This is a genomic window from Acinetobacter sp. LMB-5, assembly GCF_001541635.1.
GTDB lineage: Bacteria > Pseudomonadota > Gammaproteobacteria > Pseudomonadales > Moraxellaceae > Acinetobacter > Acinetobacter pittii.
Genome location: NZ_LRDR01000005.1, coordinates 189,574 through 213,418 on the forward strand (window position 1 = coordinate 189,574; position 23,845 = coordinate 213,418).

Consider the following 23,845-nt stretch of genomic DNA (forward strand, 5'->3'; position numbering starts at 1 on the left):
ATAACAATCAAAGTTTGAGTGGATTGAGGATACTTCTTTGCTGAAAATTATTTTGATTGTAGTGGTAATTTTAAGTTTAGCTCTACTGTTATTTTTATTGTATCAAAGTCAAAAAATGCTGCGTCATGTGCAGAAACAACAGGCTTTGGAAAATAAAAAGAATGGACGAGAACGTCAACTACATCCGAAATTACAGCAGATTAAGAAACCTCAGGATTAACTGAGGTTTTTTGTTGGAATCGTTTTTATTGCGCCAAATTCAAAGCGATCAGGCCAGTTACAGACATCTGCAACAACACATTCTGCACATTTAGGTTTACGGGCGATACAACAATAACGACCGTGTAATATGAGCCAGTGATGTGAATCTAAAATAAATTCTTTAGGAATGACCTTAATTAAGCGGTGCTCAACCTCAAGAACATTTTTACCTACTGCTAAACCAGTTCGATTTCCTACACGGAAAATATGAGTATCGACAGCCATGGTGGGTTGTCCGAAAGCCGTATTTAAAACTACGTTAGCTGTTTTACGCCCGACACCCGGTAAAGCTTCTAAATCTTTTCTGTTGCTTGGAACTTCGCCGTTAAATTGTTCCATTAAAATCTTACAGGTTTTGATGACATTTTCGGCTTTTGCGTTATAGAGACCAATTGTCTTGATATATTCCTTTAACCCATCTACGCCCAAGTTATAGATTTTCTCGGCTGTATTCGCCACAGGGTAGAGTTTATCCGTTGCTTTATTAACACTTACGTCGGTCGCTTGAGCTGACAACATAACTGCAATAAGTAGCTCAAATGGAGAGGAATATTTTAACTCGGTTTGAGGTGAAGGTCGTTGTTCGCGAAGGCGTTCAAAGAAAATTTGAATCTGCTTTTTCGTCATATTCTTGACGGCCATTCAGACCTCCTGTAATTGCATGAGTTGCTGTTGAAGTTCTTCAAGTTGAAGACGTTTTTTAGCATCTTCACGTACACTGAGTTGTTTTTCCAGTTTCTTAATTTGCGTACGAATTTTCGCTAACTCAATTGTAGTTTTTGCATCAGTTGGCACAGTCTCTTTAGGTTTCTCAATGATTTCAATTGAAGGTAATTCATCAAGTGCCTGAGAAAACTGCGCAAACAGTTGAGTATCTATTTCAGCACGTACCACAGGCCCTTTACGGTGACTACGACGCTTTTCTTCACGCTGAATATGAGCGTAATAGCGTTGTCTTAAATCATTTTGTTCTGCGGTACGCTGTTGTTCATTTGGTAAGGCTTGAGTGTCTTCGACCAAATCAATGCAATCTACGGGACATGGTGGAATACATAACTCACAACCTGTACATAAGTCCGTCAAGATAGTGTGCATGAGCTTACCACTGCCAATAATAGCATCTACAGGACAAGCACTAATACATTTGGTGCAGCCAATGCATTCATCTTCACGAATAATTGCTTTCATGCGCTGCGGTCGGCCATCTGTTTGTATAGGCCATACGCTACTTTCTGCAGTTAATGGAGAGCGATTTAATAGGTTTGCGAGTGCATCAGCAACAGGTTGTCCACCTGGAACACATTTATTTGCTTCTTCACCTTCAGCAATCGACTTTGCGTAGGGTAGACATCCATCACGATGTCCACATAGACCACATTGTGTTTGTGGTAATAACGCATCAATCTCGCGTATGAGAGAAATAGATGAATTCATAGTGGGCAAATAGCTTGGTTAAAACGATGCGATAATGAAGAAAAACCTAAGTAAGGTCAATGGATTTTAACGAATTTATCGGGTTTTTAATTGACCTAAAATGTCGCTAATTCTGCACAATAATAGATCAATAAAAGTGAAAAGTTAAATGACTATTTCTTATCTTTAAGTAGTTTTTCTAAAAATAAGTTTTTGATAATTAAGGGTAATAAAATAATTTAAAATAACTATTGTTAAAATTGATGGAAAGGGATTTAATATTTTGCTGCTAAATGATGCATTTAATAATGTATTGCACCAATTTAATTCATTACTATGCTGAGGACCGTGCATTGAAATATAACAACCTGAATGAATTCCTGAATTACGTGCAAGCGCGTGATCCGCATCAACCTGAGTTCTTACAAGCTGTCGAAGAAGTAATGACGAGTTTGTGGCCATTTATTGAAAAAAATCCGGAATATGCAGAGCAGGGTTTGTTAGAACGCTTAGTTGAACCTGAGCGTGTGATTCAATTTCGTGTTTCATGGATGGATGATCAAGGTCAGACTCAAGTTAACCGAGCTTTCCGTGTTCAATACAATTCAGCAATTGGTCCATTCAAAGGGGGAATGCGTTTCCACCCATCGGTCAATCTATCAATTTTAAAATTTTTAGGTTTTGAGCAGACTTTTAAAAACTCCCTTACAACCTTACCAATGGGTGGGGGAAAAGGTGGTTCAGATTTCGATCCTAAAGGTAAATCTGATGCTGAAATTATGCGATTCTGTCAGGCATTAATCATTGAGCTTTATCGCCATTTAGGACCAAATACTGATATTCCTGCGGGAGATATTGGTGTGGGTGCACGTGAAGTCGGTTATATGGCAGGCATGATGAAAAAGCTGAGTAATGACACCGCTTGTGTCTTTACCGGTAAGGGAATTTCATTTGGTGGTAGCTTAATGCGCCCTGAAGCAACTGGCTATGGTACGGTTTATTTTGCAGAGGAAATGCTCAAAGCACGTGGACAATCTTTTGCTGGTAAAATTGTTTCAGTATCTGGCTCTGGTAACGTTGCACAATATGCAGCAGAGAAGGCCATGTTCTTAGGGGCAAAAGTTGTTACTTTATCTGACTCTAACGGCACAGTTTATGTAAAAAACGGTTTTACAGATGAGTTGCTTGTTGAAGTCATGGAGCTGAAAAACGTTAAACGTGGTCGTATTTCCGAGTTTGCTTCTAAACATGGTTTTGAATATTTTGAAGGAAAAACACCTTGGCATATTCCTGTCGATATTGCTTTACCATGTGCTACGCAAAATGAATTAACAGGTGAAGATGCTAAAAAGCTTATTGCAAATGGCGTAATTTGTGTGGCTGAAGGCGCTAATATGCCATCTACACTTGAAGCAGTTGAACACTTCATCGAAGCTAAAATTTTGTATGCGCCAGGAAAAGCATCTAATGCGGGTGGGGTAGCAACATCTGGTTTAGAAATGTCTCAAAATGCAATTCGTTTAAGCTGGACACATGCTGAGGTCGATGAACGTTTACATGCAATTATGAAAGACATTCATGCCAATTGTGTAAGATATGGTACTAAAGAAGATGGTACTGTTAACTATGTTGATGGTGCCAATATTGCAGGTTTTGTAAAAGTAGCTGATGCAATGCTTGCTCAAGGTATTTTCTAAAAATAGAAATAAAAAATCCGATGCAAAAGCATCGGATTTTTTTAGTCTAAAAACTTATTTTTTAGGTTTTTTAACTAATTCTTGCTCAACAACCATATCTAATACATCAGCTTGACTAGATTGGTCTGCTGCTGGGTTTTTCACTTCAAAACGTTTTACACGTAAAATTACGCGTTGATCTGGATTGTGTTCAAAACCTTCAATTTGGCCATAATATAATGACCAGTTTTTGTCAGCGTAAGTTTTAACGCCTTTGTCATCATATTTAATTTCACGAACTTGCATACAAGTTTGTGGTGCAACACCAGTACATGATTTAGTTTGTGGAGCAACTTCTAGGAAAACAGTTTTTCCTTCAGATTGATATTTTGCTTCAGGTGTCATTTTACCAGTAAAGGTATATTTTTGACCTTGAGCATCAGATACCGTTAGTGTTGGTTGGTCAACGTTTGTGGTGTTGAGTTCAAATGGAATCGCACGTTTTTGGAAAAGGCTGCTAGAAAATTGTTCCTGTTTCATTAAAGCAGGTTCACACGCCATCATTGTTGACATTACATCAGCAGTGACGATGGTATTGTTTTCAACTTTCCAAGTTGTTCCTTGGCGGTTACAGCCCGTTGCGATTGATAAACGGTCGTTAGTAAAGTTAAGAACGATAGGTTTTTTTGTATTTTCAGGCTGATAAGACCAAGAGTAGTCTGTTAAAGCTTGAGTATTCACTGCTTTTTGACCTTGGAAAATATGCTTTTGACCAGTTTTGTCTGTCACGCTTAAAATCACCTGACCATTATTGTTGCTAATTTCGATTGGTAATTTTGCGTCACTAAAGATGCTATTAGAAAGTTGTTCTTGTTTCATTAAATCATCTTGGCAAGCCATCATTGTTGAAACAAGGTTAGATGTAACAAGTTGGTTACCTTCAACTTTCCAAGTACCGCCTTGGCCATTACAACCTGTATTGATTGCTAATTTGCCATCTGCATTAAAGTTAAGGATAAGTGGTTTAGAAGCTTTTACATTTTGATAAGTCCAAGCATATTCACCTAAAGTGGCTGCAAGGTTTTGTTGTTGCTCAGATACAATTGGAGCAGGAGTGTTGGTAACTGTTTGACACGCCATCAAAGAAAAAGGTAATAACGCAAGAATTAAATATTTAATTTTCATTTAAAAAAACTTCAAGTAAAAAAACAACAGCAATAAGCTTAAAACATTCTTAAAAAAAGAAAATGTAAACATTTGATTGTTTCGGTTTTTAAAATGTATAAGTTTGTAAGTTATTCTAATTTTCAACAAAAATAATGGTATACCCCGAAAAAACGGGGTATTTGCTAATAATTAATCAAAACGATAGATATCCATGCCTAGTGAGCCCATTGTGAAGCTGCTGTGAACAATCGTAAAGCGATTGCCTGAACCCATAGCAAAAAACAAAGGCGCAAAATGTTCAAGGGTAGGATGATTACGTTTTACATAAGGCAATGACTGCCATTCCAGTACACCATCATAATCTTGATGGGTAAGTTTATTAACAACAGCATTTCTAAAAGTTGAAGCCCATTCAGGAACTTTAGAGTTGTCTCCTTGCCAAGATAACTCTGCAAGATTATGGGTAATGCTACCTGAACCAATGAGTAGAACTTGTTTGTCACGTAAAGGTGCGAGAGTTTGCCCTATACGATAAATTTCTTGTGCGCTTAAATTGGTTGGCAACGAAATTTCGACTACAGGAATATCAGCGTCAGGGTACATATGCAATAGAGGCATCCATACACCATGGTCACGAGGACGGGTGCTATTGGCATGCGCAACAAAATGAGCATCTGCCAGTAGTTTTAAAATTTCTTCGGCGAGCTCTGGCTGCCCAGGTGCGCTGTAGCGAATTTCATATAGCTCTTTAGGAAAGCCGCGGAAGTCATGCCATGTTTCGGGACGAGTCGAAATACACACTTCAAGTGCTTTACTCTCCCAATGCGCAGACATCACAATGATTGCCTTTGGTGTAGGAAGATTTGCACCTAAACGATGTAAAGCAGGTCCTACTTGTTCCGGGTCAAGTGCAAGCATGGGTGAACCATGTGAAATAAACAGTCCAGGAAGGGTTTGTAGTTCCATTGCATTACACCTGAGTTGAAAAACAGAATAATAGATAGTCATTATGCCAAAATCAGGACATGTTAAAAGTATCCTGATTTCAACGGATTGTTCCTAAAATGAAACGGTTGTTGTTTTTATGCACGGTGATAGGGATGATTATGATTAATAGTCATCGCTCGATATAGTTGCTCAATTAATAAAACCCGTACCAAAGGATGTGGCATTGTTAGTTTTGAAAGTGACCAATGCCATGCAGCAGCTTTACGTACCTGATCCGATAAACCATCTGGGCCACCAATCGCGAGTACTACATCATTACCCTCAAGCATCCATTGTTTCATTGTGTCAGCTAATTTCTCTGTACTCAGTTCCCGGCCACCAACTTCTAGAGCAATTAAGGTTTCATTCGGTTTTAAAGCATTTAAAATGCTTTCGCCTTCAATTTGGCAATATTTTAAAATATCTGCTTCTGAATCATTCTTACCACGTTTGGCCATAGGTAGTTCAATAACTTGGGTTTGAACAAAAGGTTGGATGCGTTTGAAATAATCTTCAAAACCAGTAAGAACCCAAGCAGGCATTTTTTGACCAATCGTCAGAATACGAATTTTCATGTTATCTATTCATTCAAAAACAGCTGGCGCATTATACCTGAGGAATGAAAGCATCTGACGATCTAAAAGACAGGCATAAAAAACGCAGTCCAAAAAACGGTGTTGGACTGCGATCAAATGATCATCTGTCTGGAGTTCAGATGATCATAGAGAATATAAACAAGGCTATCTAAGAATTAGACAGTTAAGAGTACTCATTTATTTAAATACTCTTATTACCTATTATGAGGATGGTTGGATATTTTTCAATCAAATTATGTAACAAAAAAAAGAGAGCCGAAGCTCTCTTTTTCCATATTTTTAATTAGTGACGTGCTGCTTTTGAGCCTTCCACCGGTTTTACAATCGGTGTTTTAGGTAAAGGTTTTGGCATCGAAACTAATGCTAAAGGCAAGATGTCATCAATACTTTTCACAGCTTTGATTTCCAAACCTTCTTTAACATTCGCAGGAATTTCTGCTAAGTCTCGAACGTTGTCTTGAGGAATAAAGACAAGCTTGATTCCACCACGGTGTGCTGCAAGAAGTTTTTCTTTTAAGCCACCAATACGCATTGCACGACCACCTAAGCTTGTTTCACCAGTCATTGCAATATCAGGTCGAATTGCAATACCTGTAAATGCTGATACAAGCGCAGTTGTTAATGCTAAACCAGCAGATGGACCATCTTTTGGTGTTGCACCTTCAGGTAAGTGAACGTGTACATCAGTTTCTTCAAAACGAGAAGCTTCAATACCTAACTCATCGGCACGTGTACGCACTAAAGTCATTGCTGTAGTAATAGATTCTTTCATTACGTCACCGAGTGAACCAGTCGTAATGAATTTACCTTTACCTTTGACAGCTGCAACTTCAATTGTAAGTAATTCACCACCTACAGATGTCCAAGCTAGACCATTTACGCGTCCTACTTGTGCTTCATCTTCTGCGATACCGAAGTCAAACTTGTGTGGACCTAAGTATTCTGGAAGATTGGCAGAAGTCACATCAAGTTGTAAGTTTTTAGACTTTTTACTTACTGCTTCTTTTACCACTTTACGTGCAATTTTAGACACTTCACGTTCTAAACTACGTACACCAGCTTCACGTGTATAACGTTGAACAATGTCACGGATCGCTTCTTCATGAATTGTTAACTCTTTTGGACGTAGACCATTGTTCTTAATTGCTTTTGGAACAAGGTAACGTTCAGCAATGTTAACTTTCTCATCTTCGGTATAACCCGGTAGACGAATAACTTCCATACGGTCAAGCAAGGCTTCTGGAATATTCATACTGTTTGCAGTACAGATGAACATCACTTCAGATAGGTCAAGATCAAGATCTAAATAGTGATCGTTGAACTTGCTATTTTGTGATGGATCTAATACTTCAAGCAATGCAGAAGCAGGATCGCCACGGTAGTCTTGCGCCATCTTGTCAATTTCGTCGAGTAAGAACAATGGGTTCTTCACGCCAACTTTTGTTAAAGATTGCACAATTTTACCTGGCATCGCACCAATATAAGTACGACGGTGACCACGAATTTCAGCTTCGTCACGTACACCACCAAGTGCCATACGAACAAATTCACGACCTGTTGCTTTCGCGACAGACTCACCAAGTGAAGTTTTACCTACACCAGGAGGGCCTACTAAACATAGAATCGGACCTTTGAGCTTTTTAACACGCGACTGAACAGCTAAGTATTCAACAATACGGTCTTTTACATCATCTAAACCGTAGTGATCTGTATCGAGAATTTCCTGTGCTTTCGCAAGGTTAATACTCACTTTGCTCGCTTTATTCCACGGCGTATCTAAAATTACTTCTAGATAGTTACGTACAACAGCTGCTTCACTAGACGCTGGTTGCATTGCTTTAAGCTTACGGAACTCAGCTTCAGCTTTTTTACGTACGTGTTCAGGTAAATCAGCTTCAGCAAGACGTTTCTCTATCTCAGCAACGTCATCTTCAGCACCGCCATTCATATCAGAAAGTTCACGTTGAATGACTTTCATTTTTTCATTTAGAAAGTATTCACGTTGGTTTTTTTCCATTTGACGTTTTACGCTGTCATGCAAAGTTTGTTCAATTTGCTGTTCAGCAGATTGATTTACCAAGTAGCTCATAAGCTCTTGCAAATGTGCTTCAAACTCATCGTGCTCTAAAAACTTCTGTTTAATTTCAATATTTAGAGGCACACGTGTTGCTACGAAGAACATGAGTTGTAGCAAGTCTTCAATTTTATTAGCCGCAGCAACGAGTTCGCGTGCATTACGTAATTTTGCTTCAGCATATTGAGCAAATAAAGTACGTAACTCTTGCAAACGAGTTTCTTGAGTAGCTTTATCTACGTTAATTGTCATTGGACTTAAGCTGTGTTCAGCAGTCAAATGGCTATCTTCATCGATAATCTTTTCAAGTTTAGAGCGATGTAAACCTTCAATAAGTACTTTAATGCAGTTTTCATCATTCTCATGATTTACGACTTGAACAATCTTAGCGACAGTTCCGTACTGATAAAGGTTATCGTGATCAATTTCTTCTGTAAGCGAATCTTTTTGCGCAACTACAAATACTAAATTGTCACTGTTACGAGCCACATCAACTGCATTGATCGATTTTTCACGACCCACGAATAACGCAATTTGCATGTGTGGGTAAACCACAACATCACGCAACGCTAAAAGTGGTAATACACTTGGAACCTGAGGCTCTAAGTCAGTTTTTTCATTCATAATAAGTTCAGACATGGGCACTCCTAATGAGTGACAACGAGGTTGCCATGTTTTTTATAGTGATGTGTATTTTAAAAATTACAAGGGCCTCACTAGAGAAAATGTGGAAAAAAGAACTAATTTAGTCAACTTTTTTTTAAAAATGTTATGAATCAAGAGATTAATTCTTAAGAAGAATAAAATTTTGTATTAATGCTAAGTAATTTAGCTTAATAATTATAAATATCCATATCACAAAAAATGTTTATGAATAGAAAATAATCATTTTGCGGGCGATTTATAGACATTATATGGTTAACAATAATTCACAACTTATTCAATGTTTGGTGCCTAATAGAGGTGCTAATATAAATTGGTGAAACGGTCTGTCACGTAAAAGTAACCATCCTTAGGGTGGTTACTTTTATGATTTTGAAAGACATAAAAGTAAAAAACTGGTTTTATATGACTAAATTTTATTAGTTTTTATATAAATATTATCTTTTAAAATAATAAACACGTTGAGGTGTGAGTAAAGCATCTAATGGCTGATCCCAACTCTGACGTTTTAAAGTATGTTCGATAAATTGAAATTGATGAGCTAACCCTAAACGATAAGGTTTGTGTTTTGCACTTGCCAAGGTACGATCATAATAACCACCTCCCATGCCAATACGCGTACCATATCGATCACATGCCAGAAGTGGCATGATCAATAAATCAAGTGATGAAACATGTTTTGCTCTAGTTGCCATCGGTTCTTTCATTCCCAATGGGTGATGTGAAAAACGTCGGTTTATATATTGGTTTTTAGATATTTTTACCCAGACTAAACGCTGGTTCATTGAACAAATCATCGGTAAATAAACTTGCTTATTCTTTTTAAAACATAATTCTATGAGAAGCTCTGTGTGAACTTCTCCAAAGGCATGCAAATATAAACCAATTTTTTTGGAAGAATGAAAAATAGGCAGGGTATTTAAATGATGAAGAACATTAAGCTGAGCTTGTTTTTGCTCAAATGAACTTAAAGAACGTCTTTTAGATCTTAAATTTTTTCTAATAAAGCTGAGTTCATTCATGTATAAATCTAACTAAGATTAAAGATCAGTCGTGCAAAATTATACCTATTTTTCGACAGCTTTATGGAAATAGAAGGGTAATTCGAAAATAACTTAAATTCGTTAGACCAAAAGTCATAAATTGATCTGATCTATTGTGTTTAACTATTAAAAATTCTATTTCTTTACGTATTGTCAGTATTTCTTTACATTTAATAAGGTTAAGTATATTTAAAAGATTAATGCAGAATTGTTAAGCGTATGAAGTTGAAAATTTTAACCATTACAGTAAGTGCTGGTCTGCTACTTGGTGGATGTACGAAACAAGCCGAACCTGAAGCGGCGGAAGTTGATTATAAAGCTCAATTTGAAGAATCAGATCGTAAAATAGGAGAGTTTTTAGATCAACTAGATAACCCGAATACACCGCAAGAAGTTAAAGTCAAAATCTTATGTCATGACTATCCAGAAGTTTATAAAACCCAATATATGCCTGCCTTAATAAAAATTTCGCCTAAACCTTATACCGAAGAGAAATTATTATCGGATTTGAAAAGTGCGACTGATTACTACAAAGATGCCTTTGCTATTAGGTGTAATTAATAAATTCATTGATGTTTTAATTCTCAAAAAATGCAACAAATGTGAATTGTTTGGCGATATTGAGTTGTGGTAAGTTTAATTTTGTTTTGTTTATAACTGCTAATTGGGGGTTCTCGATATGGAAATCTTGAAATTCTTACAGAGTTTTAATACGGTCGGTACATATTTAACGATCGCTTCAACCGTTTTAGTAGGTCTAATTATTTATTTTTATGTGATTAATCCAGCATAAAAACCTTTAAAAGAAATAGGGATCAATTTCCTATTTCTTTATTAATAATAAAATTCTTTAATTAATTCAAAGCTATAAAAATAAGGTAGGTATATGAAATTTAAATTATTTTTTCTTGGTTTTTTAGCTTTTGGCTGTTATGCCGATGAAAGTGTAAATGACCCCGAAATTTGTAATGTGGTAAAGAAAGTTTCTTATACTGTCATGGAAGCGCGTCAACAAAAAGCCCCATCTGAAGACTTGCAGCATATAGCGAATAGTCTTGAAGATCCAAAGGCAAAAAAACTTTATCAAGATTTAATTACTTCTGCTTACTCAACCAAAGTATTCAAGACCAGCTTCTTTAAAAGAAAAGCGATAGAAGATTTTCAAACAGCTTGGTATCAAGAATGCCTGAGTAGAAAAGAAAAGTAATTTTGAATGCAAAGACTTATTCATCTCTAAAATAATAATGTCATGCTTATTGAATGCTTGAGAAAAAGATCGTACCGACAGGTCTGTATTGAAAGGCAAATTAAAATAAATATTTGAAATTTTATTATTTAATTAAAAATAAATGCTCCGAAGATGCCGCTGCATGTGTCGTTACCCTGAACCCGATGAGTTCAAGGTGGACGCGACGTATACTTGCTGGGTTTCCTACTCGAAGGTAGGCATACACTCTAAATATACAGAACGCAATCCATAAGTTTAAGTATCGGCAGGGGAATAGACCCGCTGGCGAACATCCCAGAGATAGCTTAAGTATAACCGATCTGACTATGTTGGCAATCACTTGAGCCTAGGGAACTGTAAACTTAGTTTGCGTTTGATGAAGCTTTGTACATTGAAAGTAGATAAAACGATATTCAACTGTAGTTGATAGTCAAAAATAAAAAAGCCTTGCATCTATGATTTATAGAGCAAGGCATTTTGTCGTAATCAAAGCTTATTTAAATAACTTGTTCCACATCTTCTAAAATCGCTTGCAGTAGGCGTTCACAGTGAGTGTATTCCTGCAAAGATTTATTAAGGCTTAGCACTTCTTGAGTTAACTGTAGAGCGACCATAATGACTAGTTTGTTGTGCTCAACACGTGGGGCACTACGGCGCATGTCATCAAATTTCTCATTGAGAAGTTGTGCAGCGCGTTCAAGTTCATCTTTTTTATCTGAGGTAGTCGCGAGTCTAAAAGTCTGCTCAATCAGCCTAAGCTCTACCATGACTTGTTCACTCATGATTGGATCTCCTCACCAGTTTCAGCATTAGGATGGGCAAGTTGCTGGATTTCTTGAGCGTGTTGATCTTGAGCAGTGCCTAAAATTCCTAAACGCTGAATAATGGCTTCAACTTTTGATTTGGCAAGCTCATTTTTTTGTAACAAACGGTCACGGTCTTGTTGTAAATCATGCAGCTCTTGTTGGGTTTGACGCTGGTGGGCTTGTAACTTCTCTTTTGCAACACGTAATTCATTTCGTTCGGCAAGAATTTCTTGAAAACGATTTTTTAAATCAGTCGTACTTTTTTCTAATCGGCTATAACGTTCGGCAAGTGTGTTAGCATCTTGATTCAATTGTTGAAATTGACCTTTTAACTGAGAAAGTTGCTCAGTTACCGACTCAATTTCCTCTTGTTTTTTAGTGATAATACTATTTTTTTGCACAACTTGTGCGTGATGCTCTGTTTCAGCCAGTTCTTTAGCTTCTGAGAGTGCCGCATGTTCACTCTCTAAATGATGTAAGCGTGTTTTTAAAACGCTAATATGCGCTTGTAGCCGCTGTAATTGTTCTAACATAACGAGGTCGCACAGAATTGCAATCAAAGGTAATATATACAAAGTATAGAGATTGGATAAACGAATGCAAGACGATATTTCAGGCTGGACAGATTGGAACGCTCATTTTGAAGGAATTGAAGAAATTTCAAGCCCTAGTGAGTTACATGGTCTGTTAACAGGTATTGTTTGTGTGACAGAAGCGCCTACGCGTGAAGAATGGTCACAAATTTTAACAACCCTTAATGTGCCAGAGTTAAGTGAAGATGCTTTAGCGCTTTTGACTGACGAAGCAGAAGATGTGGTTCATGCTTTATCTGAAGATGAATTAGATTATCTACCAATGCTTCCAGATGATGAACATCTACTTCAAGAGCGTGTGCAAGCATTATCTGATTGGTGTGCGGGTGTTGTGTTAGGTTTTGGTTTGGCATCGGGTCATGTTCGTAGTGATGAGCGTGAATTGATTGAACACCTTCAAGATGTTGCAGCAGTTGAATTTGAAGATTCTGACAATGATGAGGAAGGTGAAAGCAGTTACGAAGAATTGTATGAATTTGTACGCTTAATCCCTGTGAGCTTGTCTATTGGCAGAAAAAAAATCACTGTAGCTGAAAGTTCATTATTGAAAAACTTTCATGCAAAAAGTAAAACTGCGGCTCTAGGTACAGATCAGAATATTGTAGAAATGTTCACACCACATCGTCCAAGCTAATTGAGGCGAGGTGTTATTGGTTGTATTTTATTTTTTGACTTTAAAATTCTAAATCAAGTAGATCATTATGAAATTGCCTCAAGTTGATTTTCAACATCGTAGAGACCGTTTAGCAGAAAAAATGGGTCCTAACAGTATTGCAATTATTGCAACGCGTGAGGAGATGTACCGTAATCGTGATGCGGATTATAAATTCCGTGCCGATAGTAGTTTTTTCTATTTGACGGGCTTTGCTGAGCCTGAAGCAGTTGCAGTTATTGAAACTTTTGAGGATGTAACTGACTATAGCTATAGTCTTTTTTGCCGTGAACGTAACCGCGAGATGGAAATCTGGAATGGTTACCGTGCCGGAATTGACGGTGCAATCGAAGACTATGATGCAGATGAAGCCTATGCAATTGATCTGCTTGATGAAGAAATTATTGAAAAGTTATTAAATAAAGAACGTCTTTATTATCGGATTGGGCAAAATGCTGCGTTTGATGCACGAGTGAGCCAGTGGATTAAAAAAGCAGATGCTGAGCATCGACATCAAGGTGCTCCAGCTCAACTGGTACAGCTCGACCGTATTGTTGATGAAATGCGTTTAATCAAGTCACCACAAGAACTTGAGCTGATGCAAACTGCTTCAAAAATTAGTGCTCAGGCACATACTCGTGCGATGCAGATGGTACGGCCAGGTATGATGGAATATGCGCTTGAAGCCGAGCTCAATTATATATTTGGGCAAAACGGCTGTGTCCCATCTTATAACAGTATTGTTGGTGGTGGGGCTAATGCCTGTATTTTGCACTATGTTGAAAATAACCAACCTCTTAAAGACGGTGATTTAGTCTTAATTGACGCTGCATGTGAATATGAGTTCTATGCGTCAGATATTACCCGTACTTTTCCAGTAAATGGTAAGTTTAGTGCTGAACAAAAAGCATTATATGAAGTTGTATTGGCTTCTCAATATGCGGCGATTGATGCAGTACGCATTGGTAATTCATACCGTGAGCCTCATGAAGTAGCCGTTAAAATTTTAACCGAAGGCTTAGTGGATTTAGGTTTGCTCAAAGGTGATGTTAACGAACTTATTGAAACCGAAGCATACCGTCAATTTTATATGCATGGTACAGGTCATTGGTTAGGAATGGATGTACATGATGTTGGGTCTTACAAAAAAGGTGAAGACTGGCGTCAATATGAAGAAGGTATGGTCGTTACCGTTGAACCCGGCCTCTACATTGCACCAGACGATGAAACTGTAGATAAAAAATGGCGTGGTATTGGTATTCGTATTGAAGATGATGTGGTCGCAACCTCGAAAGGACCACGAGTTTTAACTGCTGATGTAGTTAAAAATATTGCAGATATTGAACATTTAATGGCGCAAGCTAAATCATAATTAAACGTATTCGCCAAAGGAGCACAACTCGATGCAACAACAAGTGATTATTGTAGGTGGGGGAATGGTTGGACTTAGCCTTTCACTCATGCTGGCGAAGGCTAATATTGCAGTAAAGCTGTTAGAAGCTGTGAAATACCCAAACTATGATGATCAAAATGTTGCCCCTTATCATTCCAGTTTCGATGCGCGTAATACGGCTTTATCGCGTCGTAGCGTCCAGATTTATCAGAAGCTGGGGTTATGGGATGCATTACAGCAGCACGCGACTCCAATTCTACAAGTTCACATTACTGAACAAGGCAGTTTTGGTAAGGCACGATTAATTGCAGAACAAGAAAAAGTCGAAAGCTTTGGGCAGGTGATTGAAAATGCTTGGTTGGGTCGTGTTTTATTGACTCAAGTACGTCAGCAGCCTTTGATTGAGCTGATTGATGGCGTTCAAGTGACTGCTTTAACTCAAGATGCTGAGCAAGTACATATTGAGGCCAAGCGTGGTGATGAAGTTTTAAAACTTGAGTCAAAGCTATTAATTGCCGCAGATGGACGTGACTCTTTCTGTCGTCAGGCAATCGGCGTTGGTGTAGATGTTCATGATTATGATCAGGTTGCAATTGTCACTACCGTTCAGACTTCAAAACCACATGATCAAGTAGGTTTTGAGCGTTTTAGTGCATTAGGCCCTTTAGCTTTATTGCCTTTACCGGGCGAATATCGCCGTTCGGTTGTATGGCCTGTTAAAAAAGGCACTGAAGGTGAGTGGTTAGGTGAAGAAAACGACCAACACTTTTTAGATGCTTTGCAAAAAACTTATGGTGACAGAGCGGGTAAATTTGAAAAGACGGGTAAACGCTTTAGTTATCCGCTTTCACAAGTGCTTGCACATAAACAAGCAGTCGGACGCGTTATTTTAATGGGGAATGCGGCGCATACAATCCATCCTGTTGCAGGACAGGGCTTTAACCTATGTCTACGTGATGCGGATGTTTTAGTGCGTTATTTAGTGAACCAGCTAACTACTTCTGATGATATTGGTAACCCAGATAATTTACTGGCTTATGAACAAGCCCGTTTGTCAGATCAACAGCGAGTGATTAAGTTCTGTGACACCGTGGTTCGTGGTTTCAGTAATCAAAATCCATTATTAAAATTAATTCGTAATACGGGATTAATTGCATTCGATGTCATTCCAGGTGTTAAACCACTGGTAGCGAACTATGCAATGGGGTTAAAAGCATGAGTGAAGTACTAGATGTTGTCATTGTTGGTGGTGGACTGGTTGGTGGTTTAACAGCTTTATTACTTGCACAAGGTGGTGTACAGCCTACTGTGCTTGATGCTGCTCCTGTACTGGATGTTGAAAAAACACTAAGTGTGATGAACCCACGTGTTTTAGCACTGAGCCAAGCGACCATTCATTTACTTAAAACTGTTAATGTTTGGGATGATTTGGCACGTCAAATGCCATATACAGGCATGCAGGTGTGGAATCTGAATGGCTATGGTGAAATTAATTTTGGCCATGAGTCCGTACAAAGACCAATGCCAGAACAGTCCTTGGGTTCTATGGTTGAGCCAAGTGTATTGAATGTTGTCATTCAACAAAAAATGCTTGAGCAACTAAAAGATTATCGTACTCAGGTTCGTGTGACTCGCATTGAGCAGGGTGTTGGTTGTTGGCATATTCAATTGGCAGATGGTACGACACTTAAAACAAAACTGCTGATTGGGGCAGATGGTGCCAATTCATTTGTACGAGAACAGGCCTTTATTGACCTAGATGTCTTAGATTATAAGCAAGCAGCGATTAGTTGTGCCATTAAAACATCTAAACCCCACAATCATGTTGCTCGTCAAATTTTCTTACCTACAGGGCCTTTAGCTTATTTGCCGATGGCTAGTCTTGAAGAAAGTGAAAATGGCTACTGGCAGTCAATTGTCTGGACACTACCTGATGATTATGCCGATGAATATTCTGCTTTAACCGATCATGAGTTTATGCAGCTTTTAACTCGAGAAAGCCAACATATGTTGGGTGAAGTGTTAGATGTACGTTCAAGAGCCCAATTCCCGCTCAAAGCGCGCGCTGCAAAACAGTATGTGAAAGCTGGTTTAGCTTTAATAGGAGATGCAGCACATGTTATCCATCCACTTGCTGGACAAGGCGTAAATATTGGTTGTTTAGATGCAGCTGTACTCTGTGATGCACTGTTACATGACTTAGCACGCGGTGTATGGGCAAATGAACAGACATTGTTGCGTTATGAGCATCGCCGTAAAGGCCAAAATGATGCAATGATGCATAGCATGTCGGCAATTGGCTGGTTGGAAAGTAGTGAGCTATTTTCATTTATCTGGGCTCGGAATGTGGGACTCAAGCAAGTTGAACAAATTTCTTTCTTAAAAGAGCGTTTTATGCAACAAGCAAACGGTTTAGGGTCTTTACAAAACACCCAGTATAGTCGTTAAAATAATTACGAAGTTTATGCTCTACTGGTCTAAATAAATATCAGTAGATATTTTTTAAGCAATCATTTATATATCATTACCAATTGGGTTGAAAAAGATACACATTTGACCAATTTGGCTCTTTGCTAAATGCAAAGAGATTGCTAAATTTCTGAGGTCTTGGGACCATAGCGATGATGCAATAGAAATCATTCTGGGGAGTGAAAAATGTCAGATATCAATGATTATGAAGATGCAGAAGATTCTGCTGTAGATGAAGATGAAGCGAAAGCAGCTGAAAGCGGTGCAGCTGATGAAGAAGCAAGCAGTATTAATGATACTGATATTGCTGAGGCAGAAACACTGACTGTGACTGCTAAGCAAAAACAGCGCCAAGCGCTGGAAGATGAAGTTGCCGCATTTTTAGCTCGAGGGGGGAGAATTACTGAAGTTCCTCCAGATGAACATAGCGACCATTAATCCTAAAAAGCATCACATGAGTGATGCTTTTTTTTATTTTTAAAGAGAGTTCTGAAGTTCTTTCAAGATCCCGCATTCATCTACTGTTCGATTGGTAGAGCAGTGCTGTTTTAAATCAATCAAAGATTCTTTTAAAAGTAATAATCGTTCGATTTTTTCTGATACTTCTTTTAAGTATTTATCGACTAAATTATCAATTTCTGTGCAGGCCTGTTTTGGCTGAGTTTTCATTTCTTTTAACGTTTTAATATCACTCAGTGAAATATCTAATTCACGGCAATGCTTAATAAATAAAAGGTCTGCAAGTGTTTGTTCGGTGTAAACACGATAATTATTTTCTGAACGTTGGATGCGATCAAGTACACCTACTTTTTCGTAATAACGGATCGTATCAATTGGAATATCCGCTTTTTTTGATAATTGACCAATAGAAAGACTCATAAGACTTGACTCTGGAGCTACTCAAGGGTTTTTAATCACTATAAAAGAGTTTTTGAGGAAATAAAATGGCTGGATGTGGTTGTGCTTCAACATGTTCTCCTTCAAAGAAAGTGAGTCCACGTTTTAGAAAAGCGTTATGGATTGCACTTGTGATCAATGCCTTAATGTTTGTGGTGGAAATATTGGGAGGTTATAAGGCCCAATCTGTTTCACTTTGGGCTGATGCATTGGACTTCGCCGGAGATGCAGCAAACTATGCACTATCTTTAGTCGTTCTTTCGATGAGTTTATATTGGCGTGCGACAGCGGCACTACTTAAAGGAATAACGATGGCGGCTTTCGGCGTTTTTGTCATTGCGAAAGTGGTCTGGTCGTATTTTTATGGCGTTTCTCCGGAACCAATGGTAATGGGAGCAATTGGTGTAATGGCTTTAATCGCTAACGTTTCTGTCGCGCTTATGCTTTATGCATTTCGTGATGGTGATGCCAACATGCGCTCTGTGTGGTTGTGCAGTAGAAATGACTCAATTGCCAATATTGCTGTAATTTTAGCTGCGGTTGGGGTATTTGGAACAGGCAGTGTATTTCCCGATTTATTTGTTGCCTTTGTCATTGCATATTTGGGTGTATCTTCTGGCTATGCTGTTATAAAACAGTCACAACAAGAAAGAAAACAGGCAAGAGTTATAGTTGCCAGTGAAGCGTAATACTCAAGAGTAATAAAAAAGGATCTTTTATATGATCCTTTTTTAATTTTAAGCCGTTAAAACAAGAGGGTTATAGCGATACTCCACATAACGCAACCAATAATGAAATCTAAAATTTTCCAAGCTTTGGGATTGGTAAATAGTGGCTTTAATAATCTTGCACCATAGCCCAGACTAAAAAAGAAAACCCAAGAGGCAAGAATGCTCCCTAAAGCAAAACTCACTTTGTCTTCAAGCTGAGTTGCAACTGAACCAATCAGAACAATAGTGTCTAAATACACGTGAGGATTAAGCCACGTAAAGGCAAGACAGGTCACTAATGCTTGGGTTAAAGTCTGTTTTTGACTGCTATCAAGGTCCATGCTTTGGGTAGTCTTAAATGCAGCATAAAATGCTTTGGCACCGTAAACTAATAAAAACGTTGCCCCTAAATATTTAGCCACAGTAATTAGGATTGGTGATGCAGTCATGATTTCAGCAAAACCTAATACACCACATGCAATTAAAATTGAGTCGGACAGAGCGCAGATTAAACACAACCAAAATACATATTGCTGTTTAAGTCCTTGTTTTAGGACAAAAGCATTTTGAGCTCCAATAGCTACGATAAGCCCACTGCCAATACCGAAACCTTTAAAAAATATACTAAGAGAGAACATAACAATAAGATGGAAAAATCAGATGTGGGAATTATCTGACTTTTTATCAAAAAATAAGTAAAATTAAGAATATTTAGGTTTGGCTAAAAAAAATTTAGGCTTGATATGTTAGATAGCAAACAGTGTGAAGCCTTTCTTGCAGTAGCAGAATTGGGAAGTTTTGATGCGGCAGGGGAGCATTTATATATTACACCCTCGGCAGTGTCCTTACGCGTACAGGCTTTAGAAAAGTATTTAGGGCAAATTCTAATTATACGGGGCCGCCCGTGTGTACTCACTCAAGCAGGGCAAACTTTATTGCAGCATTTACGTCATACGAGGTTAATGGAGCAAAATTTATTACAAGGTTTAATGGGGAAATCTTCCGAATCCGAATTTTATAAAATTGCTCTAGCTTCAAATGCAGATTCATTAGCTACTTGGCTTTTACCAAATATTCAGCAAACGCTTTTTAAAGAAAAAATAGTATTAGAACTAAAAATTGATGATCAATCTCACACGCACACTTTATTGGAAACAGGACAAGTCAATGCCTGTATTTCGGCAGAAGAGCAGGTCATGTCAGGTTGTTTAGCTCAACCACTAGGAAAAATGCGTTATAAAATGTTGGCCTCTGCTGAATTTGTAAATAAATGGTTCAGTGCTGGAGTGAATAGAGACGCATTAAGAAAAGCACCAGCAGTTATTTTTAATCATAAAGATTTAATGCATTCAGAGGTTCTATTAAAAGGATACGGTTTACCGATGCAAAGTTATCCTTATAGTTTTATTCCTGCTACAGATGCGTTTGTGAAAGCAATCCAATTAGGTTTGGGATATGGCATGGTGCCTGAGCTTCAGGTTCAATCTTTACTAAGCAATGGAACTTTAGTAGATGTTATACCTGAGGCTGAGCTCGACATTCCGTTATATTGGCACCATTGGAAAAGGCAGTCTAAACAGTTAGATGCCCTGACAGAGACTATTGTCGAGTCAGCAAAACGCATATTGAGATAGTTTCAGAGGTTTCTTTTTTAATGAAGATTTGAAATATGCTGAATATAAAACTCTATATCTTGTGCTGAGTAACCTAAAAGTTGTCCAATTCTTCGTTCAAGCTCTATGCATTTTTCAAAATTAGTTTCTTTAAATAAAGTTTCAATACACATCATGAGTTCATTTAAATCTGCTAAAGCTGCATCTTTATAGATCAGCATAATTGAAAAGGGTAAAGGTAGAGAAGTTTCAATATCTTTACTCAGCATTGATAAAGTACCTTGTTCGAGATGCTTTAAAAAACTGATAGGTAGGATTTCATAGAAATAAGCGATAGATTTCTCGCCTGAAAGTAATAATTCTAGCTCTTGTCCTTCATGAGGGCCAAGTTTGCCCATTTGTTCAGTCATATTAGTACTCTTATTCTTATATCTTATTATGCAAAATTAACAGATGGTGATGACAAATAGTCTGTGTCATCACCATATCTAATTAAAAAATTAAGATTGTGTTAACTCAAGCGCACGTTGATAAGCGACTTTTTTCTTAACTCCTGTTAAATCAGCAGCCAGTTGAGATGCCGCTTTAACAGATAAATCTTGAAGTAAGCGTTTTAAAAGCTCATCTAGTTTTTCTTGTTCCAGATCTGTCTTTTCTGGTACACCACCAACCACAAGAACAATTTCGCCTTTTTCTTGGTTGTGATCATTTTCTATAAAACTGACCAAATCTTTTAAAGTCATTTTTTTGATGGTTTCAAAGGTTTTGGTAATTTCACGTGCGAAACCTACAGGACGGTTTTCCCCAAATACCTCAGCCATATTTTTTACACACTCTAAAATACGGTGGGGTGCTTCATAGAAAATTAAGGTCTGAGTTTCATTTTTGAGTTTTTCTAATTGAGAAATACGTTGAGAAGCTTTTGATGGCAAAAATCCTTCAAAACTAAAACGATCGCTCGGTAGACCTACTGCACTTAGAGCGGCAATTGCAGCACATGCACCAGGCACAGGAACAACTTTAATGCCATGTTCTTGAGCAGCTCGAACTAACTTAAAACCGGGGTCACTAATAAGCGGCGTACCTGCATCACTAATTAAAGCAACATTGTCGCCCGCAAGTAATCTTTGAACTAACTGCTCAATTTTATTGCTTTCATTGTGATCATGACATGCAGTAAGTTGAGTCGATATATTATAGTGCTTAAATAATTGTGCTGATTGACGCGTATCTTCGGCAGCTACAATAGAAACTGATTTTAAAATATCAATTGCACGGAAAGTCATATCATCTAAGTGCCCGATTGGGGTGGCTACAACGAATAACTGAGCACTCATTTGGTTTTACTCCGTACAGATAAACAATTTTAATGGGGTAGTTTACCCGAAATTATGATTTGGGCGTGAACAATGTCTGCCAACCTTTGCTTTTCCAAAATGATCTGATTTTCATTTGTTCAATTTAAATCGGAAAGTGCAGTTGGTTTTAACAAAATAATTTAAGCATCAAAATATGTGGTGCTACTTTTAATTTGGGGAAGATAAAAATGTTATTAGCGCAGCAGTTGGGGAAATGGGCAGAGCAAACGGCTTTAAACCTGTTACAAAAGCAAAACTATGTATGGGTAACCAGTAATTACCATTCACGCCGTGGTGAAGTGGATTTGATTGTTAAAAGAGGACAAGAACTGGTTTTTGTCGAGGTAAAAGCGCGTACTATAGGAAATTATGGACAGGCTTGCGAAATGGTGACAAGAACAAAGCAGAAGAAAATTATTAAAACCGCGATGCGTTTTTTACAGCGCTACCCATCTTATCAGGATTTTTATTGTCGTTTTGATGTGATTTGTTTTGATTTTCCACAGAAAATTGCAAAAACAGTACAGCAAGACTTTTCAAATTTCCATTATGATCTGCAATGGATCGAAAATGCATTTACTTTGGATTAAGAGTTCATTACTCTTTTGAGCAAATTAAAACCGATGTTTTATGATCAAGCCAAGAAGAGATTGATAGGAGTCTGGTGGAGTGTTGAAACGTATTGCTGTAACAGCGCTTTGTGTCGCAAGTTTGTCAGGTTGCGCAAGTTTTATTTCTGGTGGAACAGGTACAGCTCCAGTCGGAACAGATAGTGGTGTACGTAGCTTAGGTCAGGTATTCATTGATTCTTCAATTAAACGTACAGCGAATATTAACCTCTATAAGCTTGATCAGCGTTTTAAACAATCTCGTATTAACATCGAAAGCTTCCATAGCACAGTATTGTTAACTGGTCAGGTGCCAGACCCTTACTTGAAACAGCTAGCAGAAGACAATGTTAAAGCCATGAGTGACGTAAAAGCTGTACATAACTACATTACCGTGGGTAATAAGGTCAGCTATAACACGATCATGCAAGATGCTGGTGTAACTGCAAATACACGTGCTCTATTAATGAAAGCACCAGTTGTATCGGACAGTAAAGTGCTCGTTCATACTGAAGATGGTGTTTTATATGTGATGGGCCGTTTAAATACTGCTGAAATTAATGATTTAAACAGTGTGCTTCAAAATGTTGGTAACGTGACCAAAATTGTGACGCTCATTGATAACGTTGATTTAGCACCTGCGCCAGCGGCGAGTACTGCTAGTGCAACGACTACACCAATTATTAATAACGTCATTGCTCAACCAACAGTTCAAACTCCTGTTGCAATTGATCCTGACCAAACAGATCCAGCTTCGAATGCACAGTAATATATGAATCTGATTGAACAACTACAAAGTAAAATTGAACAGGCGCGAACTCTTTATAAAGAGTTCCGCCTTTATGATTTGGGGAGTTTTGCTTTAAACCGTTTTACGCCAAAAGATGGTTTTGAACAGGTCGCAAATGTACGTTATGGTCTAAAGCCACGTCACCGTTTGGATATTTACCGATCTGTTAAAAAACTAGCACATCAGCCTCTTATTGTTTTTGTACATGGTGGTGCTTGGCAACATGGTAATAAGCGAGATTATCTTTTTATTGGTGAGACGTTTGCTAAAGAAGGCTATGACGTTGCAGTTATCAACTATCAATTAGCTCCTAAAAATATTTTTCCGAGTTTTGTTGATGACTTGACACAGGCACTGAATTATTTACATCAAAACCAAGACAAACTCGAAATTTCTACAGAAAATGTTGTGCTTATGGGACATTCGGCGGGGGCATTTAATGTAATGTCTGCTGTTTATCACCCAACGCCAAATCCTATTCAATGTTTAGGAAATATTAAGGCGATTTTCGGTTTAGCTGGACCTTATCATTTTGATTATAAGGGTGATCCACTAGCTGAGGATGCGTTTGATCAAAGTATTTCTTATCAAGAAGTGATGCCATACTATTTCGTCAATCAAAATAGTATTAAACATTACTTGCTCATGGCTGAAAATGATCAGCTTGTCGGCAAAGAGAATACATTGGATTTGGATCGGGCTTTAAGACAGAGTGGAAATCACAGCCATATCGCTGTGATTCCTAAAACTGGGCATATTACAATTTTGGCCAGTCTTTCTAGCTTTATTAGCCACTATTTCAGAACGAAAAGAACGATCTTACATTTTCTCGAAGAAGTGTTTTAAAC

At 37.9% G+C, this 23,845-nt stretch carries 28 protein-coding genes and 1 other RNA gene; 15 read left to right on the top strand and 14 right to left on the bottom strand.

What is annotated here, in order from left to right; all coding sequences use genetic code 11:
• The first annotated feature begins 37 nt into the window (after positions 1-37).
• Positions 38-220 (top strand): hypothetical protein, encoded by a 183-nt coding sequence (locus AW165_RS07945; RefSeq protein ID WP_019456871.1) that lies wholly within the window; start codon positions 38-40, stop codon positions 218-220.
• Here AW165_RS07945 and nth read toward each other — a convergent pair.
• Together nth and AW165_RS07955 are read right to left on the bottom strand one after the other, a co-directional pair.
• Entirely contained in the window at positions 217-903 is a 687-nt protein-coding gene (nth, locus tag AW165_RS07950) for an endonuclease III (RefSeq protein ID WP_060465437.1), read from the bottom strand. The genes AW165_RS07945 and nth overlap by 4 nt on opposite strands.
• Positions 904-1,695, bottom strand: coding sequence for an RnfABCDGE type electron transport complex subunit B (locus AW165_RS07955; protein ID WP_060465438.1), 792 nt, complete (start codon positions 1,693-1,695; stop codon positions 904-906).
• 272 nt (positions 1,696-1,967) lie between these two features.
• Here AW165_RS07955 and gdhA point away from each other — a divergent pair, with 272 nt between their 5' ends.
• The gene (gdhA, locus tag AW165_RS07960; protein ID WP_081410574.1) at positions 1,968-3,371 is read left to right on the top strand and encodes an NADP-specific glutamate dehydrogenase; all 1,404 of its coding nucleotides are present in this window, start codon (positions 1,968-1,970) and stop codon (positions 3,369-3,371) included.
• 54 nt (positions 3,372-3,425) lie between these two features.
• Here the strand turns inward: gdhA and AW165_RS07965 are convergent, their stop codons facing one another.
• The 5 genes from AW165_RS07965 to AW165_RS07985 form a co-directional block, all read right to left on the bottom strand.
• The gene (locus AW165_RS07965; RefSeq protein ID WP_004793936.1) at positions 3,426-4,535 is read right to left on the bottom strand and encodes an META and DUF4377 domain-containing protein; all 1,110 of its coding nucleotides are present in this window, start codon (positions 4,533-4,535) and stop codon (positions 3,426-3,428) included.
• A gap of 171 nt (positions 4,536-4,706) precedes the next feature.
• Complete coding sequence (locus AW165_RS07970; protein ID WP_056478551.1) at positions 4,707-5,483, bottom strand: DODA-type extradiol aromatic ring-opening family dioxygenase; 777 nt, start codon at positions 5,481-5,483, stop codon at positions 4,707-4,709.
• Positions 5,484-5,599: 116 nt separating this feature from the next.
• Entirely contained in the window at positions 5,600-6,079 is a 480-nt protein-coding gene (gene rlmH / locus AW165_RS07975; RefSeq protein ID WP_003652981.1) for a 23S rRNA (pseudouridine(1915)-N(3))-methyltransferase RlmH, read from the bottom strand.
• 304 nt (positions 6,080-6,383) lie between these two features.
• A complete protein-coding gene (lon, locus tag AW165_RS07980) occupies positions 6,384-8,813 on the bottom strand; it encodes an endopeptidase La (RefSeq protein WP_002117591.1) in 2,430 nt (809 codons plus the stop codon).
• Positions 8,814-9,274: 461 nt separating this feature from the next.
• On the bottom strand, positions 9,275-9,859 hold the full coding sequence (locus tag AW165_RS07985) for a 5-formyltetrahydrofolate cyclo-ligase (RefSeq protein WP_017398661.1): 585 nt from the start codon (positions 9,857-9,859) through the stop codon (positions 9,275-9,277).
• A gap of 240 nt (positions 9,860-10,099) precedes the next feature.
• Here AW165_RS07985 and AW165_RS07990 point away from each other — a divergent pair, with 240 nt between their 5' ends.
• The 3 genes from AW165_RS07990 (at position 10,100) to AW165_RS07995 (ending at position 11,087) form a co-directional block, all read left to right on the top strand.
• Positions 10,100-10,441, top strand: coding sequence for a hypothetical protein (locus tag AW165_RS07990; RefSeq protein WP_060465440.1), 342 nt, complete (start codon positions 10,100-10,102; stop codon positions 10,439-10,441).
• A 118-nt stretch (positions 10,442-10,559) separates the two neighbouring features.
• Entirely contained in the window at positions 10,560-10,673 is a 114-nt protein-coding gene (locus AW165_RS19140) for a hypothetical protein (protein WP_002117788.1), read from the top strand.
• A gap of 93 nt (positions 10,674-10,766) precedes the next feature.
• Positions 10,767-11,087, top strand: a complete 321-nt coding sequence (locus AW165_RS07995; protein WP_060465441.1) for a hypothetical protein — start codon at positions 10,767-10,769, stop codon at positions 11,085-11,087.
• 140 nt (positions 11,088-11,227) lie between these two features.
• On the opposite strand, the gene ssrS is transcribed toward AW165_RS07995, so the two are convergent.
• The 3 genes from ssrS to AW165_RS08010 all read right to left on the bottom strand — a co-directional run bounded on the left by ssrS (position 11,228) and on the right by AW165_RS08010 (position 12,447).
• Positions 11,228-11,412, bottom strand: a non-coding RNA gene (gene ssrS, locus AW165_RS08000) — 6S RNA.
• 193 nt (positions 11,413-11,605) lie between these two features.
• Positions 11,606-11,890: a cell division protein ZapA gene (locus AW165_RS08005; protein ID WP_060465442.1), complete on the bottom strand. Its 285-nt coding sequence runs from the start codon at positions 11,888-11,890 to the stop codon at positions 11,606-11,608.
• Positions 11,887-12,447, bottom strand: coding sequence for a hypothetical protein (locus AW165_RS08010; protein ID WP_002117619.1), 561 nt, complete (start codon positions 12,445-12,447; stop codon positions 11,887-11,889). The genes AW165_RS08005 and AW165_RS08010 overlap by 4 nt, the downstream gene beginning before the upstream one ends.
• Before the next feature lie 64 nt (positions 12,448-12,511).
• Here AW165_RS08010 and AW165_RS08015 point away from each other — a divergent pair, with 64 nt between their 5' ends.
• The 5 genes from AW165_RS08015 (at position 12,512) to AW165_RS08035 (ending at position 17,459) form a co-directional block, all read left to right on the top strand.
• The gene (locus AW165_RS08015) at positions 12,512-13,141 is read left to right on the top strand and encodes a UPF0149 family protein (protein ID WP_002117501.1); all 630 of its coding nucleotides are present in this window, start codon (positions 12,512-12,514) and stop codon (positions 13,139-13,141) included.
• Positions 13,142-13,208: 67 nt separating this feature from the next.
• Complete coding sequence (gene pepP / locus AW165_RS08020; protein WP_060465443.1) at positions 13,209-14,531, top strand: Xaa-Pro aminopeptidase; 1,323 nt, start codon at positions 13,209-13,211, stop codon at positions 14,529-14,531.
• Between the two features lie 31 nt (positions 14,532-14,562).
• Positions 14,563-15,771 carry a 2-octaprenyl-6-methoxyphenyl hydroxylase gene (gene ubiH, locus AW165_RS08025; protein ID WP_057074139.1) on the top strand — a complete coding sequence of 403 codons (1,209 nt, stop codon included), beginning with the start codon at positions 14,563-14,565 and terminating at the stop codon, positions 15,769-15,771.
• Positions 15,768-17,000: an FAD-dependent monooxygenase gene (locus AW165_RS08030; protein ID WP_060465444.1), complete on the top strand. Its 1,233-nt coding sequence runs from the start codon at positions 15,768-15,770 to the stop codon at positions 16,998-17,000. Before ubiH ends, AW165_RS08030 begins: the two co-directional genes overlap by 4 nt.
• A gap of 207 nt (positions 17,001-17,207) precedes the next feature.
• The gene (locus AW165_RS08035) at positions 17,208-17,459 is read left to right on the top strand and encodes a hypothetical protein (RefSeq protein WP_002117665.1); all 252 of its coding nucleotides are present in this window, start codon (positions 17,208-17,210) and stop codon (positions 17,457-17,459) included.
• Positions 17,460-17,498: 39 nt separating this feature from the next.
• On the opposite strand, the gene AW165_RS08040 is transcribed toward AW165_RS08035, so the two are convergent.
• On the bottom strand, positions 17,499-17,900 hold the full coding sequence (locus tag AW165_RS08040; RefSeq protein ID WP_060465445.1) for a MerR family transcriptional regulator: 402 nt from the start codon (positions 17,898-17,900) through the stop codon (positions 17,499-17,501).
• 65 nt (positions 17,901-17,965) lie between these two features.
• Here AW165_RS08040 and AW165_RS08045 point away from each other — a divergent pair, with 65 nt between their 5' ends.
• Positions 17,966-18,607, top strand: a complete 642-nt coding sequence (locus tag AW165_RS08045; RefSeq protein WP_060465446.1) for a cation transporter — start codon at positions 17,966-17,968, stop codon at positions 18,605-18,607.
• 56 nt (positions 18,608-18,663) lie between these two features.
• Here the strand turns inward: AW165_RS08045 and AW165_RS08050 are convergent, their stop codons facing one another.
• Positions 18,664-19,266 (bottom strand): LysE/ArgO family amino acid transporter, encoded by a 603-nt coding sequence (locus tag AW165_RS08050; RefSeq protein WP_002117603.1) that lies wholly within the window; start codon positions 19,264-19,266, stop codon positions 18,664-18,666.
• Between the two features lie 105 nt (positions 19,267-19,371).
• Between AW165_RS08050 and AW165_RS08055 the strand changes: the two genes are divergently transcribed.
• Positions 19,372-20,262 carry a LysR family transcriptional regulator ArgP gene (locus AW165_RS08055; protein WP_033848664.1) on the top strand — a complete coding sequence of 297 codons (891 nt, stop codon included), beginning with the start codon at positions 19,372-19,374 and terminating at the stop codon, positions 20,260-20,262.
• Between the two features lie 17 nt (positions 20,263-20,279).
• Here AW165_RS08055 and AW165_RS08060 read toward each other — a convergent pair whose 3' ends face one another.
• Positions 20,280-20,651, bottom strand: coding sequence for a hypothetical protein (locus tag AW165_RS08060; protein WP_033848665.1), 372 nt, complete (start codon positions 20,649-20,651; stop codon positions 20,280-20,282).
• A 90-nt stretch (positions 20,652-20,741) separates the two neighbouring features.
• Complete coding sequence (gene rsmI / locus AW165_RS08065) at positions 20,742-21,578, bottom strand: 16S rRNA (cytidine(1402)-2'-O)-methyltransferase (protein ID WP_060465447.1); 837 nt, start codon at positions 21,576-21,578, stop codon at positions 20,742-20,744.
• Between the two features lie 209 nt (positions 21,579-21,787).
• Here rsmI and AW165_RS08070 point away from each other — a divergent pair, with 209 nt between their 5' ends.
• The 3 genes from AW165_RS08070 to AW165_RS08080 all read left to right on the top strand — a co-directional run bounded on the left by AW165_RS08070 (position 21,788) and on the right by AW165_RS08080 (position 23,843).
• Positions 21,788-22,189: a YraN family protein gene (locus tag AW165_RS08070; RefSeq protein ID WP_005070523.1), complete on the top strand. Its 402-nt coding sequence runs from the start codon at positions 21,788-21,790 to the stop codon at positions 22,187-22,189.
• Positions 22,190-22,268: 79 nt separating this feature from the next.
• On the top strand, positions 22,269-22,976 hold the full coding sequence (locus AW165_RS08075) for a BON domain-containing protein (protein WP_033848669.1): 708 nt from the start codon (positions 22,269-22,271) through the stop codon (positions 22,974-22,976).
• Between the two features lie 3 nt (positions 22,977-22,979).
• Positions 22,980-23,843, top strand: coding sequence for an alpha/beta hydrolase (locus tag AW165_RS08080; protein ID WP_014206106.1), 864 nt, complete (start codon positions 22,980-22,982; stop codon positions 23,841-23,843).
• Positions 23,844-23,845: the final 2 nt, after the last annotated feature.